Source organism: Brevundimonas sp. FV2ps16 (genome assembly GCF_058681075.1).
Genome location: NZ_CM178728.1, coordinates 1,015,598 through 1,029,227, shown reverse-complemented (window position 1 = coordinate 1,029,227; position 13,630 = coordinate 1,015,598). Strand labels below are relative to the sequence as shown.

12 protein-coding genes are annotated in these 13,630 nt (G+C 66.5%); 7 read left to right on the top strand and 5 right to left on the bottom strand.

All coding sequences use genetic code 11. From position 1 onward, the window contains the following. Positions 1-46: 46 nt before the first annotated feature. The 3 genes from ACW170_RS04860 to ACW170_RS04850 all read left to right on the top strand — a co-directional run bounded on the left by ACW170_RS04860 (position 47) and on the right by ACW170_RS04850 (position 1,990). Complete coding sequence (locus ACW170_RS04860; protein WP_492088544.1) at positions 47-577, top strand: CHAP domain-containing protein; 531 nt, start codon at positions 47-49, stop codon at positions 575-577. Positions 578-616: 39 nt separating this feature from the next. After that, positions 617-1,414, top strand: a complete 798-nt coding sequence (locus tag ACW170_RS04855) for a tryptophan 2,3-dioxygenase (RefSeq protein ID WP_492088543.1) — start codon at positions 617-619, stop codon at positions 1,412-1,414. Between the two features lie 90 nt (positions 1,415-1,504). Further along, positions 1,505-1,990 carry a PA2169 family four-helix-bundle protein gene (locus ACW170_RS04850; RefSeq protein WP_492088542.1) on the top strand — a complete coding sequence of 162 codons (486 nt, stop codon included), beginning with the start codon at positions 1,505-1,507 and terminating at the stop codon, positions 1,988-1,990. Here the strand turns inward: ACW170_RS04850 and ACW170_RS04845 are convergent. Both ACW170_RS04845 and glpK read right to left on the bottom strand, forming a co-directional pair. Then, a complete protein-coding gene (locus ACW170_RS04845; RefSeq protein ID WP_492088541.1) occupies positions 1,987-3,072 on the bottom strand; it encodes a phosphotransferase family protein in 1,086 nt (361 codons plus the stop codon). The genes ACW170_RS04850 and ACW170_RS04845 overlap by 4 nt on opposite strands. 36 nt (positions 3,073-3,108) lie before the next feature. After that, positions 3,109-4,638 (bottom strand): glycerol kinase GlpK, encoded by a 1,530-nt coding sequence (glpK, locus tag ACW170_RS04840; RefSeq protein WP_492088540.1) that lies wholly within the window; start codon positions 4,636-4,638, stop codon positions 3,109-3,111. Positions 4,639-4,695: 57 nt separating this feature from the next. On the opposite strand from glpK, the gene ACW170_RS04835 reads away from it, so the two are divergent. From ACW170_RS04835 to ACW170_RS04825, 3 genes are all read left to right on the top strand, one after another. Next, positions 4,696-5,676 carry a threonine ammonia-lyase gene (locus ACW170_RS04835; RefSeq protein WP_492088539.1) on the top strand — a complete coding sequence of 327 codons (981 nt, stop codon included), beginning with the start codon at positions 4,696-4,698 and terminating at the stop codon, positions 5,674-5,676. A 56-nt stretch (positions 5,677-5,732) separates the two neighbouring features. Then, positions 5,733-6,185: a MaoC family dehydratase gene (locus tag ACW170_RS04830; protein ID WP_492088538.1), complete on the top strand. Its 453-nt coding sequence runs from the start codon at positions 5,733-5,735 to the stop codon at positions 6,183-6,185. A gap of 251 nt (positions 6,186-6,436) precedes the next feature. Next, complete coding sequence (locus tag ACW170_RS04825) at positions 6,437-7,597, top strand: OmpA family protein (RefSeq protein ID WP_492089139.1); 1,161 nt, start codon at positions 6,437-6,439, stop codon at positions 7,595-7,597. A gap of 426 nt (positions 7,598-8,023) precedes the next feature. Here the strand turns inward: ACW170_RS04825 and ACW170_RS04820 are convergent, their stop codons facing one another. Next, positions 8,024-8,698 (bottom strand): YiaD family glycine zipper/OmpA-like lipoprotein, encoded by a 675-nt coding sequence (locus ACW170_RS04820; protein ID WP_492088537.1) that lies wholly within the window; start codon positions 8,696-8,698, stop codon positions 8,024-8,026. A 248-nt stretch (positions 8,699-8,946) separates the two neighbouring features. Between ACW170_RS04820 and ACW170_RS04815 the strand changes: the two genes are divergently transcribed. Then, positions 8,947-9,858 (top strand): isopenicillin N synthase family dioxygenase, encoded by a 912-nt coding sequence (locus tag ACW170_RS04815; RefSeq protein ID WP_492089138.1) that lies wholly within the window; start codon positions 8,947-8,949, stop codon positions 9,856-9,858. An 18-nt stretch (positions 9,859-9,876) separates the two neighbouring features. On the opposite strand, the gene ACW170_RS04810 is transcribed toward ACW170_RS04815, so the two are convergent. Both ACW170_RS04810 and ACW170_RS04805 read right to left on the bottom strand, forming a co-directional pair. After that, a complete protein-coding gene (locus ACW170_RS04810; RefSeq protein WP_492088536.1) occupies positions 9,877-11,499 on the bottom strand; it encodes a TadE/TadG family type IV pilus assembly protein in 1,623 nt (540 codons plus the stop codon). A 171-nt stretch (positions 11,500-11,670) separates the two neighbouring features. Beyond that, positions 11,671-13,575, bottom strand: a complete 1,905-nt coding sequence (locus tag ACW170_RS04805) for a M2 family metallopeptidase (protein ID WP_492088535.1) — start codon at positions 13,573-13,575, stop codon at positions 11,671-11,673. Between the last annotated feature and the right edge of the window lie 55 nt (positions 13,576-13,630).

Here is a 13,630-nt window from a genome sequence, read left to right as displayed (position 1 = left end):
TCTGTGTTCTAAAAACCACCATCGGCAGTCGGGATACAGCCTCAGCATGATTAAACGGCTCAAAGCCGTCGCGGTTGCGACGACCTTCGGATTTCTTGCGCTGGGCGTCGCGCCCGCTTCCGCAAAGGCCGATGAGCCGTACTGGCAGTGCGTCACCTTCGCCCGCATGTTCTCGGGCATCAACATCTTCGGCGACGCCTGGACCTGGTGGCGTCAGGCCGCCGAGAAGTTCCGCACCGGCGCTGCGCCCGAGACCGGATCGGTCCTGGTCTTCCGGCCTGAGGGCCGCATGAGCCGGGGCCATGTCGCCGTGGTTTCCGACATTCTGACCGACCGCGTGGTCCGCGTGACCCACGCCAACTGGGGCGGCAGCCGCGGCAAGGTCGAGGAGAACGTCACCGTCGTCGACGTCTCGCCCTCCAACGACTGGTCGCAGGTCAAGGTCTGGTACAATCCGATCAATGATCTGGGCACCACCGTCTATCCGACCTACGGCTTCATCTACAAAGGTGCCCGCGACGCCTTCGACACCGGCCGTCAGATCGCCTCGAACGCCACGAGCCAGTCCCGCCAGTAGGCCGCTTGCGCCGCCCGCCCGCCCGGGCGATAGGCGGGCATGACCCAATCCAGCGACATCACCTACGCCGGCTATCTGGCGTTGGACGACCTGCTTTCCACCCAGCATCCGCTGTCGGACCAGCACGACGAGATGCTGTTCGTCGTCATCCACCAGACCAAGGAACTGTGGCTCAAACAGATCCTGCACGAGGTGGCCCTGGCCCAGTCCATGGTGCGCGCCGGCGATCTGGTACCCGCCTACAAGAGCCTGGCCCGCGTCAGCCGCATCCAGGCGGTGATGACCCAGAGCTGGGACATTCTGTCGACCATGACCCCGGCCGACTATCTGCGGTTCCGGGGTTCTCTGGGTTCGTCCTCCGGCTTCCAGAGCGACCAGTTCCGCCGGTTCGAGGCCATGCTGGGGCTCAAGGATTCCAGCTTCCTGAAGTTCCACACGGACCGGCCCGAGGCCCTGGCCGCGCTCCAGGCCGCCATTGCCGCCCCCAGCCTGTATGACGACGCCCTGGCCCAGATGGCCAAGGCCGGCCTGCCGGTGCCGACCGAGGTGCTGAACCGCGACGTGACCCAGCCCTATGAGCCGTCGCAAGCCGTGGAGGCGGCCTGGCTGGAGGTCTATCGCGACACCGAACGCTGGTGGCCCCTGTATCAGCTGGCCGAGAAGCTGGTCGATCTGGACGACGCCCTGCTGACCTGGCGGCACAAGCATGTGGTCACGGTCGAGCGGATCATCGGCCGGCGGCGCGGCACCGGCGGCACCGAGGGAGCGGCCTATCTGGCCTCGACCCTGACCAAGCGCTGCTTCCCCGAGCTGTGGTCGCTGCGTACCAGCCTGTGACGCCGTTTTGATCATCTGATCGGTGCGCGGCAACCTTCGTCACGCCCGACCATTTCGCCGTTCGACCGCAATGCGGAAGGAATGAGCGAAATGACCAATCCCAACGCCCACGACATCAAGGTTCTGAATGGGCTGATCGAAACCACGCTGGACAGCGTGGACGGCTATCGCGAGGCGGCCGAACAAACCGAGGATCCGCACTACCGCACCCTGTTCGAGAACCGCAGCGCCGAACGACGGCAGGTGGTCGAGGATCTATCGGGCGCCGTGCGCGGCCTGGGCGGCGATCCCGAGCCGCATGGTTCGATCCTGGCCAAGGCCCATCGCGCCTTCCTGGATGTGAAACACGCCCTGATGCGCAACGACGATTCCGTTGTCGGCTCGATCAACAGCGGGGAAGGCTTCATCGCCGACAAGTTCGAAAAGGCGCTGGAGGACACCGGAATCTCCGCCACCACGCGCGAGACTGTCCGTCGCGCCTATGCGGCGATCAAGGTCGGGCATGACGAGATGCACGCCCTGAAACACAGTCTGGAAGGCCAGAGGGACGCCTCGAACCCGCTGTATCCGACCTAGGCCCCGGCCCGTTTCGCAAAGCCCCAGGCCGCGTCGCTGAGCGGGCCGACCTGGGCGGCCATGCTGCGGGCGTGGGCGCTGGCCGCCGTGCCGTCGCGGACGCGGCCGGCGATGCCCTGGCAGATCGCCGCCAGTCGGAACAGGTTATAGGCGTAGAGCCAGTCCAGATCCGCGGGCCGCATGCCGGTGGCGGCGGCGTATCGGTCCACTGTCTCCTCGACCGAGGGAATGCCCAGGGCCTCCAGATCGGCGCCGGCCAGGCCGTTTCGCAGGCTGGCCGGAATGGCCCAGGCGATCAGCAGATAGGAGAAGTCGGCCATGGGATCGCCCAGGGTCGACAGTTCCCAGTCCAGCACGGCGCGGACGTCCGGCTGGTCCGGCGCCAGGATCATGTTGTCGAGACGGAAGTCGCCGTGGACGATGCGGCTGGGGCCCTCGGGCGGCAGGCTGTCCGGCAGGAAGGCGATCAGGCGGTCCATGGCGGGGACAGATTCGGTTTCGGAAGCGCGGTATTGTTTGGTCCAGCGTCCCACCTGACGCGCGAAATAATTGCCGGCCTTGCCATAGTCGGCCAGGCCGATGGCGGCGGGATCGAAGGCGTGGAGCCGGGCCAGAGCATCCGTCTGAGCGTGATAGATGGCGCGGCGTTCGGCAGGGGTCAGACCCGGCAGTTTCAGATCCCAGAGAATACGCCCCTCGACCTTGTCCATCACATAGAAGATCGAGCCGATGACGGCCTCGTCCAGGCACAGCGCATGGGGCTTGGCCACCGGGAACCCCTGTGCGGCCAGGGCGGAGATGACCTGGAACTCGCGGTCCACGGCGTGGGCGCTGGGCAGAAGAACGCCGGGCGGCTTGCGGCGCAGCACATAGGCGGCGGTCGGGGTGGTCAGCTCATAGGTGGGGTTGGACTGCCCGCCCTTGAACTGGCGCACCGTCAGCGGGCCGGCGTAGCCCGCGACGTGGTCGGTCATCCAGGCGTCCAGCGCGGCCTCGTCCAGCCGGTAGCGGGGATCGACCTCGCGGGTGCCGGAAAAGGCGGTTTGAGCATCCTGCATAGGCGCGTCGGAGGCGTCGGTCATATGTAGCCCTGTCGTTTCCCTTGAACCGCCCGCGTCTTAGGCGCGGTCCGGCGCTGCGATGATGGCGGCCTTGACGGCGCGGCGCCAGCCGGAAAGCAGACGGTCGCGTTCCTCAGGCTTCATTCGGGGCTTCCAGCAGGCCGGGGCTTCTGCGGGACGGGCCTCCAGATCGGACAGCAGGCCGACGCCCAGAGCCGCCAGGCGCGCGGCTCCCAGGGCCGTCATTTCCTGGAAGGCGGGACGTTCGACCTCGACCTCGCAGATGTCGGCGACGAACTGCATCGCGAAACTGTTGGCGGTGACGCCGCCGTCGACCTTCAGCGTCTTCAACGGCGGGGCGCCGTCCTGGGCCAGGGCGTCCAGCAGATCGCGGGTCTGATAGGCCAGGGCCTCGAGCGCGGCGCGGACGAAATGGGCCGGGCCCGAATCCCGCGTCAGCCCCACCACGGTCCCGCGCGCCTCCGGCTCCCACCAGGGCGCGCCAAGGCCGGTGAAGCCGGGGACCATATAGACCCCGCCGTTGTCGGCCAGGCTCTGGGCCAGGGCTTCGGACTGGCGGGACTCGGAGATCAGCTTGACCCCGTCTCTCAGCCACTGGATCGCCGACCCGGCCGAAAAGATCGACCCCTCCAGCGCATAGGCGGTGCGGCCGTCGGCCCGGTAGCCGAGCGTGCCGAGCAGACGACGGGTCGAGGCCACCGGCGTCTCGCCGACATTGGCGACCAGGAAGGCGCCGGTGCCGTAGGTGATTTTGGCGTCGCCGGGCTGCAGGGCCCCATGGCCGACCAGGGCCGCCTGCTGGTCGCCGGCCGATCCGGCGATGGGCAGGGGGCGGCCGAACAGCGCCGGATCGGTCTCGCCGATCAGGCCGGCGCAGGGGACGATGGCGGGAAGGGCCTGACGCGGCACGTCGAACAGGGCGCACAGGTCATCGCGCCATTCCACCATCTTCAAATCCATCAGAGCCGTGCGAGACGCATTGGTGGCGTCGGTGGCGTGAACCCGACCGCCGGTCAGTTTCCAGATCAGCCAAGCGTCGATCGTGCCCAGTTTCACCTCGCCCCTCGCCGCCCGCTCGCGCGAGCCGGGCGCGGCGTCCAGCAGCCAGGCGAATTTGGTCGCCGAGAAATAGGGATCGAGGATCAGGCCGGTCGCGGCCTGGACCGTCGGTTCATGACCTTCGGCGGTCAGTCGGGCGGTGACGTCGGCGGTGCGGCGGTCCTGCCAGACGACGGCGCGGTGCAGGGGTTCGCCCGTCGCGGCGTCCCAGATCACCGCCGTCTCGCGCTGGTTGGTCAGGCCTATGGCGGCGAACCGATCGACGCCTCCGGCCTGGCGCACCACCTCGCGGCAGGTCTGCAGGGTCGCGGACCAGATCTCGGCCGCGTCATGTTCGACCCAGCCGGAGCGGGGGAAATGCTGGGCCAGCTCGATCTGGCTGACGGCGACCGGGCGAAGATCAGGGTTTCTTTCGCCTATCGCGCTTCGCGCTACTTGAGGCGAGAGTTCAAAGGCGATGGCCCGGGTCGAGGTCGTGCCCTGGTCGATGGCGAGGATCAGGCTCATGAATTTCTCTCCTGCACCGTCTTGGGCGACGCCTGCGGCTCGAGCTAAAGGGAGCATATGACGACGCACCTGCCCAGCTATGAAGGCGTTCTCGACGCCGCCCGCCAGATCGACGGCGTCGCCGTCCGCACGCCCCTGATCGAGAGCCCCGCCCTGAACGCCGTCGTGGGCGGTCGGGTTCTGATGAAGGCGGAAAGCCTGCAGCGAGCCGGGGCCTTCAAGTTTCGCGGCGCCTATAACAGGATCAGCCGGCTGAGCGCAGAGGAGAAGGCGCGCGGGGTCGTGGCCTTCTCGTCCGGCAATCATGCCCAGGGCGTGGCCGCCGCCGCGGCTCTGGTGGGGACGTCGGCTCTGATCGTCATGCCGTCGGACTCGCCGAAGGTGAAGATCGAGGGGGTGATCGGCTTCGGCGGCGAGGTGCGGCTGTATGATCGCTGGACCGAGAGCCGCGAAGCGATCGGGGCCGCCATCGCCGCCGAGCGGGGGTGCGTCCTCGTGCCGCCGTTCGACGACCCCTTCATCATCGAGGGCCAGGGGACGACGGCCCTGGAAATGCTGGACCAGGCCGATGCGCCGATGGACCAGCTGCTGTGCGGCGCCTCGGGCGGAGGGCTGATGGCCGGGATCAATCTGGTCATGGCCGAACGCAGCCCGCAAACCCGCGTCCTGGTGGTCGAACCCGAGGCCTATGACGACACGGCCCGCTCGCTGGCGGCCGGGGAACGGGTCGGACATCCGGCGGGGGCGCCCTCGATCTGCGACGCCCTGATGGCGCCCATGCCGGGCGTGCTGACCTGGCCGATCAATAAGCGGCTGGCCGGCGCCGCGACCGTGTCCGACGCCGAGGTCGCCGAGGCGGTGCGGTTCGCCTTCCGCCACCTGAAACTGGTGGTGGAGCCGGGCGGGGCCGTGTCCCTGGCGGCTCTGCTGGCCGGCAAGGTCGAGGGCGAGGGCCGAACGACGGGCGTGATCCTGTCCGGCGGCAATGTGGATCCCGGTCTCTACGCCGAGATCATCGAGGGTCGGCCCGGCGTTTGACCTCTTTCCTTCCCCGTGCGGCTGGGTCAGCTTCGCGAAAAAGGGAGGATAGGATAATGAAGCCACAGGAACTCCAGGACCTGATCGGACAGGAGGTCGGGGTCTCGCGATGGTTCGAGGTCAGCCAGACGCGGATCGGCGCCTTCGCCGACTGCACCGAGGACCGGCAGTTCATCCATGTCGATCCGGAGGCGGCCAAGGCCACGCCCTTCGGCGGGACCATCGCCCATGGTTTCCTGACCCTCAGCCTGGCCTCGGCCATGAGCTATGACGCCGTCGCGCCGCTGGAAGGTCTGACGATGGGGATCAACTACGGGTTCGACAAGCTGAGATTCCTGGCGCCCGTCCGAGCCGGGTCGCGCGTGCGCGGCCGGTTTCGCCTGCTGTCGGCCGAAGACAAGGGTGACGGTCGCTGGCTGCTGAAGCACGAGCTTACGGTAGAGATCGAAGGCGCCGACAAACCCGCCCTCGTCGCCGAGTGGCTGGGGATGCAGGTGGCGGCTCCCTAAACCGGCGCTCAGGGCTGCGCCCGCCGATGTCGGCCGTCATGGTGAATGCAAGTCCTCAGGAAACGGCCTAAAATCGTTCCAATCACGGCTGGGTCGCTAATTTAACCTGTAGCATCAATAGCACGATGTTGATCTCGGGGCCTTCTATCGCCCCGTTTTCGCCTCGACCTTCCACGGCAACGCTGATAAGACCCGCGCAGGCGGTAGACCCGCCCTAGATTACAACAGGCGGAGGGCTACCCCCTATGCGTATGAAGACTTTCGTGCTGGCCTCCAGCGCAGCGGCCGCTCTGGCCCTGTCCGCTGGCGTCGCGTCGGCCGAGCCGAACGGCTGGTACGGCGCGATCGACGCCGGCTACCACATCATCGACGACATCAATGCCGAGTCGACGACCACCGGCGCTAACTGGAACTATGAAGTGAACGACGGCTGGGCGGCCTTCGCCCGCCTCGGCTATCGCTTCAACCCCAGCTGGCGCGTTGAACTGGAAGGCGGTTACCGCTCGGGCGACATCGGCAAGATCCGCGCCGTGTCGGGCACCCAGGGCGTCTGCAACCTGACCCCGGCGACGGGCGGCTGCTTCTCCCCGGAAGGCGACATCGAGTCCGCCACCCTGATGGCCAACGTCCTCTACGACTTCGGCTACGAAGCCTGGGGCGTGCGTCCCTTCGTCGGCCTCGGCGCCGGCGTGAACCACATCAACGCTGAGACCGTCGGCAACCTGCGCGCCAACCGCGGCGCCAGCTTCGGCATCGACGACAGCTCGACCGAGTTCGCCGCTCAGGCGATCGCCGGCCTGGCTTGGGCGATCGGCGACCGCGCCAACATCGACCTGACCTACCGCTATCTGACGGGCGACGCCTCCTGGGCCTCGACCACCGTCGGCACCGGCGCGGGCGCTACGTCGTTCGGCGAATGGGACGGCGACTACGACCAGTCGCACACTGTGACCCTGGGCCTGCGCTACAGCTTCGGCGCAGAAGAGATGGCTCCTCCGCCGCCTCCGCCCCCGCCGCCCCCGCCCCCCCCGCCTCCTCCGCCCCCGCCGCCGCCTCCGCCGGTCGCTCAGAAGCCGGCCGCGCGTCAGTTCGTGGTCTACTTCGACTGGGATCGTTCGGACCTGACGGCTGAAGCCCGCTCGGTCGTGACCCAGGCCGCCAGCTACGCCAAGACCGGCGCTGCGACCCGCGTCGTCATCGTCGGCTACACCGACACCTCCGGCTCGGCCGCCTATAACCTCGGCCTGTCGAACCGTCGTTCGCGCACCGTCGCCGACGCCCTGGTCGCCCAAGGCGTCAACGGCGGCGTCATCGCCCTGGACGGCAAGGGCGAAACCGCCCTGGCCAAGCCCACGGCTGACGGCGTGCGTGAGCCGCTGAACCGTCGCGCCACCATCGACATCAACTTCTAAGACCGTTCCAAGGGTCGGCCCCAGGTCAGAAGCCTGTCGTAAGATTGAACGCCGCTTCCGCCCGGAAGCGGCGTTTTTCTTTGGCTGTTGTTGTGTGTGCGCCGGCGACTGCCCCTTCGGGCATCAGTCTGCCGAGGACGTCAGCTGGATCTGCGGATCGAGTGTTGTCGGCTGAGACGGTTGAAGAAACGCTTCCCCGACAAGGACGACGAGCGTGGCCGTAAGGATGGCGCTGACCAGCGCAATCCCCGCAAGCTTCAGACCCTGCCCAAACCCTGGACCGTCAGGCGCCACCAGACTCCTCCCACCGCCACGCCCTCCGGGGAATCATACGGCGCGACCCGGTGCAAATCACGGTTCGGTGCGCCCCATGAAAAAGGGCGGCGTCCATGACGCCGCCCTCCTTGAACGTTGCGACAGGTCAGATCAGCCCGTGAACGGCCGGATCAGGATTTCGACCCGACGGTTCTGGGCCTTGCCTTCAGGCGTCGCATTGGACGCCACCGGCTGGCTGGAGCTGACGCCCGCAACATACAGACGTTCGGCGATCACGCCCCGACGCACCAGCTCCGACGCGACGCTGGCCGCGCGACGTTCCGAAAGCGGCTGGTTGATGGCGTCGCCGCCCGAGGAATCGGTATGGCCGACGATGTCGATGGTCGAACGGTCATATTCCTGCAGCACCCGCGAGACGTCGTCCAACACCGGCAGGAAGCGCGGATCGATCGACGACTGGTTGGTGGCGAAGGTGACGTCTGACGGCATGCGCAGCACGAGATTATCGCCCTGACGGGCGACGCCGACTCCGCTGCCCGACAGTTCAGCCTCCATGGCGCGCTGCTGGCGGTCCATATATTGGCCCACGGCGGCGCCGCCGAGCGCGCCGATGCCGGCGCCGATAAGGGCGTTCTTGCGTCCCTGCTCGCCGTTGGACGTATTGGTCAGATAACCCAGCAGTGCACCGCCCAGTGCGCCAGCTATGGCGCCCGTGCCGGTGTTGTTGCGGGTCGGGGTGGAGCTGTAGGGGTCGGTCGTGGTGCAGGCGGCGGTCCCCAGCAGGGCCGCGATGGAAACGCTGGCGACGAAGATCTTGGCGCGCATGGAATGGTCCTTCCGAATTGCAGTCTGGCGCAAAAACGCCTGCTTACTGTCTAGGTTCCAAGCTGTACCATAGATGAACAGGTCCTCCGCATCCGTCGGCGCGTAACGCCACCCTTCAGGACAATCCGCCCCGACTGACACAGAGGCGGAATAGGCGTATGAAGCCGCCGCATATCGCCTGAAGGAGACCGCCTGTGAGCTCGACCGAAACCCAGACCATCGTCCCCCAGGCCATCACGCCGGTTTCGATGACGCGCTATGACGCGGACTTCCAGGGTTTCAGCGACGCCTTGGGCGCATCCTTCGCGCGCTTCGGTTTCGCCGTGGTGGCGGACCACGGGCTGGACGAGGCGCGGATCGCCGCCGCTCTTGACGACGCCAAGGCCTTCTTCGCCCTGCCGGAAGAGGTGAAACGCCGACACCACCAGCCGGGAACCGGCGGGGCGCGCGGCCTGACCCCGTTCGGCGTCGAAGCGGCCAAGGGCGCCGCCACCGTCGATCTGAAGGAATTCTGGCACGTGGGCCGCGAACTGCCGCAGGACCATCCGTACCGCCAGTTCATGCGGGACAATGTCTGGCCGACCGAGACGCCCGGCTTCAAGGCCCATGTCTATGGCATGTACGAGGATCTGGACGCCCTGGGGCGCAAGATCCTGAGGGCCATCGCGCGCTATCTGGGCCTGGACGACGGCTATTTCGACGACAAGGTCGAGATGGGCAACAGCGTGCTGCGGCTGCTGCACTATCCGCCGGTGCCGGCCGATGCGCCCGGCGTCCGCGCCGGGGCGCATGAGGACATCAATGTCATCACCCTGCTGCTGGGGGCCGAGGAGGCCGGACTGCAGTTGAAGGAGAAGGACGGAAGCTGGCTGGACATCGCCCCGCCGCCGGGCGCCCTGGTGATCAATATCGGCGACATGCTGCAGCGGCTGACCAATCATGTCCTGCCGTCGACGACCCACCGGGTGGTCAATCCGGCGCCGGAACGGCGGGGCTTCGCCCGCTATTCGACGCCCTTCTTCCTGCACTTCAACCCGGACTTCCCGATCGAAACCCTGCCCAGCGCGGTGACGCCGGACAATCCCGACCGCTACGCCGGAAAGACCATCACGGCCGAGGCCTATCTGACCGAACGTCTCCGGGAAATCCGCCTGCTCTGACGGCGGCGGTTCAGCGGCTCAGCGCGCGATCCGCAGCTGGGTGATGTCGCGGCCGATGGCCTCGAAGGCCGCGACCAGGGCCGTTCCGCTGTTGGCGAGGTAGGCCTTGTCGGACGAGGAGGCGCAGTTGGACAGCAGGGTGGCCGCCGCGCTGTTGGCGGCGATCGCAAAGCCGACGGTATAGACGACAACCCCCTCCTCCTCCTTCATGGCGGTGCAGAGCTTCTCAGCCTGCGAGGCGGAAGATCCGTTGCTGGCGTTCTGGTTGATCCGAACATCATTGTACGAATAGGAACCGCCCAGCGAATTCTTGGCTATGACCCCGTTATAGTAGGGGGTGTTGAAGTCGCCGTCGGTCATCAGCACCACGGCCTTGATCGTCTTGAACTCATCATAGTCGTTGGCGGCCGAGGCGGACGGCCACAGGCTGTTGAAATTGGGCGCCACCGTGTACCAGCCCCAGGCCGTGCCAATATGGCCGGCGGTGGATCCACCGTCGGACAGGCTGTTGATGATGGCCTTCAAACTGTCGCGGTCGCTGGTCAGGGGTTGAACGCCGACGGTGAGGCAGGTGTTCTCATTGGTGCTCGAATAGTTGCGGCCCACATAGGCCGACGCGGGCGAGGCGTCGGTATAGGCGGCCGATCCGATCCGCTCCGTCACGCAGGCGCTGATCTCATGAACGGACGTACCGCCTGCAGCATTAGTGTAGGCGAGATACTGACATCCTTCAGCTGTGCAATAAGCCGTCCCACCGCTGGAATAGCTGCCGCTGACATTATTGTTGACCACATAGCTAAACGTGTTGGTCGTCCGCGCCGTGACTGTGAAGGCCGTGTTCTTCGAGCTGCGGTCCATATTTGTCGCGCTGTTGATCGCCATACCGGACACTCCGGTGACAACGACGCGATCATTGACGGCGAAGCCATGGTTCGCGGCCGTCAATGTGATGGTGCAGCTGGTCGGATTTTTGGACGGCGTGCAGGTCTTGGTCGCGCCGGTGATGGTCTTGCCTGCCGCCACAGGCCCCCGCGCCGCGGCGGCGCGTGATCCCATATTCACCCCCATCGAATAGGGCACCACCGACATGCGCGAGGTGTAGGGGGTCTGGACGTCCTTGACGACGATATCGACCATTTTGAGCGCGGCGGTCTTCAGGTCGGAGATCTTGCTCCCGCTCATCGAGCCGGTGATGTCGAGCACCATGGCCACTTCGAGGTTCTTGGCCGACCGATTGACCTCGGAATGGACGTTGACGGGAATAGTGTCGTCGAGAATCTGGCCATAGGGCGGAAGGACGATGTTGGCGACCAGGGTCTTCACCCTGCCGACCGCGTCAGAGACCACCACGGTCGTGCCGTTCATCACGACAGTGACGTCGGAGTCCTGGATCGGTTCGATCTCGGTATTCTCCAGATTGGCGCGCAGGGTGATCAGGGTGACGGCCTTCAGATCCTTCGGATCCGTGTAGGACGACCGCGCCGCAGACAGGGTGGCGGCGTCCAGGGCGTCCTGAAACTGGGACCGGGCCGTGGTCACGCGGTGCAGATCAATGCCGCCGAGCGCCAGCATGGCGATGATCGGCAGGCTGAAGGCGAAGATCATCGCCACATTGCCGCGCCGGTCGCGACCAAGGCGCAAGACGAGGCTGCAGAGGCGGCGGACCGCCCGACGGATCGATGGAGAGGCCAAGTTCGTCGCTTCCCTGCCGGGCGCACCCGGCCCGTATGACGGCAGAATGCCGTCATACGGTTAAGAGAAGCCTCAAGCCTCAGGTTAACGGCCCCGCAGACCTATAAGCCGTGGGCGGCCTCAGGCCTCGGACCAGCCGCAGTCGCGGCCGCGATTCTGGACCGTGAGCCATTGGTTCAGCGGCGCGAAATAGTCGGCGACGGCCGAGGCGTCGTTGGTGCTCTCGCCGGTGAAGGTCTGCATCGCCTCGGGCCAGGGCTTGGACTGGCCCATCTCCAGCATGGCGTTGAAACGGGCGCCGACCGCCTCGTTTCCATAGACCGAGCAGCGGTGCAGCGGGCCGGTCCAGCCCGCCTGTTTGCAGGCCGCGCGCTGGAACTGGAACTGGTAGATGTGGGCCAGGAAGTAGCGGGTGTAGGGGGTGTTGCCCGGCACGTGATATTTCGCGCCCGGGTCGAAGGCGTTGGTCGGACGTGGCCCCGGCGGTACCAGGCCCTGGTATTTCAGCATGTCGGCGGTCCAGGCGGCGTTGTACTGGTCCGGCGAGGTCTCGCCCGAGAAGACGCCCCAGCGCCAGCGGTCGACCATCAGGCCGAACGGCAGGAAGGCGATCTTGTCCAAGGCCATCTTCAGCAGGAAGGGAATGTCCTCCTCCGCCCCCGGCGTCGTCTTCAACAGACCGATCTGATTCAGATAGGTGGGGGTCAGGGCCGACAGGCCGACGAAGTCGCCGATGGCCTCGTGGAAGCCGTCGTTGGCCCCGTTGCGGAACAGCATCGGCTGGTTCTTGTAGGCCCGCTGGTAGTAGTTGTGACCCAGCTCGTGGTGGACGGTGTAGAAGTCGTCTCCGTTGACGTTGGTGCACATCTTGATGCGAATGTCGTCGGCGTTGTCCAGGTCCCAGGCCGAGGCGTGGCAGACGACCTCGCGGTCGCGGGGGCGCACGATCTGGCTGCGTTCCCAGAAGGTCTGGGGCAGAGGGTCAAGACCCAGGGAGACGTAGAAGCCCTCGCCCGTCTTGACCATTTTCACCGGGTCGTAGTCGGCGGTCTTCAGCAGTTCGGTCAGGTCGTAGCTGGAGGCGCCGCCGCTGGTCGGGGCCACGACGTCATAGATATTGCCCCACTGCTGCGACCACATATTGCCCAGCAGGTCGGCGCGGATCGGGCCGTGGTCGGGCTGGACCGCGTCGCCGTATTTGGCGTTCAGCCGGCCCCGAACATAGCAGTGCAGGTTCTCGTAGAAGGGTTTGACCTGAGCCCAGAGGCGGTCGGTTTCCTCGGCGAAATCGTCGGCGGGCATGTCGTAGCCGGACCGCCACAGGGCGCCGGTGTCGGCGAAGCCCAGTTCGCGCGCGCCTTCGTTGGCGATCTCGACCATGCGGGCGTAGTCGTTCTTCATCACCGGCGAGATGGTGCGCCAGCCTTCGTACAGGGCCTTGGTCTCGTTCGGGTCGCGGCTGTCGGCCAGGATCAGCGAGGCCTCGTCCAGAGTGATCGGTTGGCCCTTGAAGTCAAACTTGCCGGTCGAATAGGTCGAGTCCAGCCGGGTGGTGATCTGCGACAGCTCTTCGGCCGCCCCGGGGCGGTTGGGGGCGGGCAGGACGATGCCGAGCCGCAGCAGATTCAGCTTGCGGTGGACGACGGGGTCCACCGCGACATCATTGAACTTGGCCGCCTGGTTGGCGAACTGTACCTGAAGCTCGGTCGCCTCGGCGTTGACCTTGGACTCCAGCCACATGGTGTCGAAGGTGATGTTGGTGGCGCGGGCCCACTGCACCCGGGCGGCGTATTCGCCGAAGGTCAGCATCTTGGCCTCGGCGTCGGCGACGAACTGGGTCGCGCCCGCGACGGTAGTCGGATAGTCGGCGCGCAGGCCGGTGGCGGTGACCGGGGCGGGGGTGAAGGTCTGCTCGCCGCCGCCGGCCTGAAGCGGCAGGGCCTCGTCCGGGGTCGTGGTGGCGGCGCAGCCGGCGGTGAAGGCGAGGGCGCAGACCGCGACGGCGGTCATCATCTGACGCTTCATGATGGGATCTCCTGAACAGCGGGCGCAGGAGAGGTCAGGCCTGATCCGCCGTCAA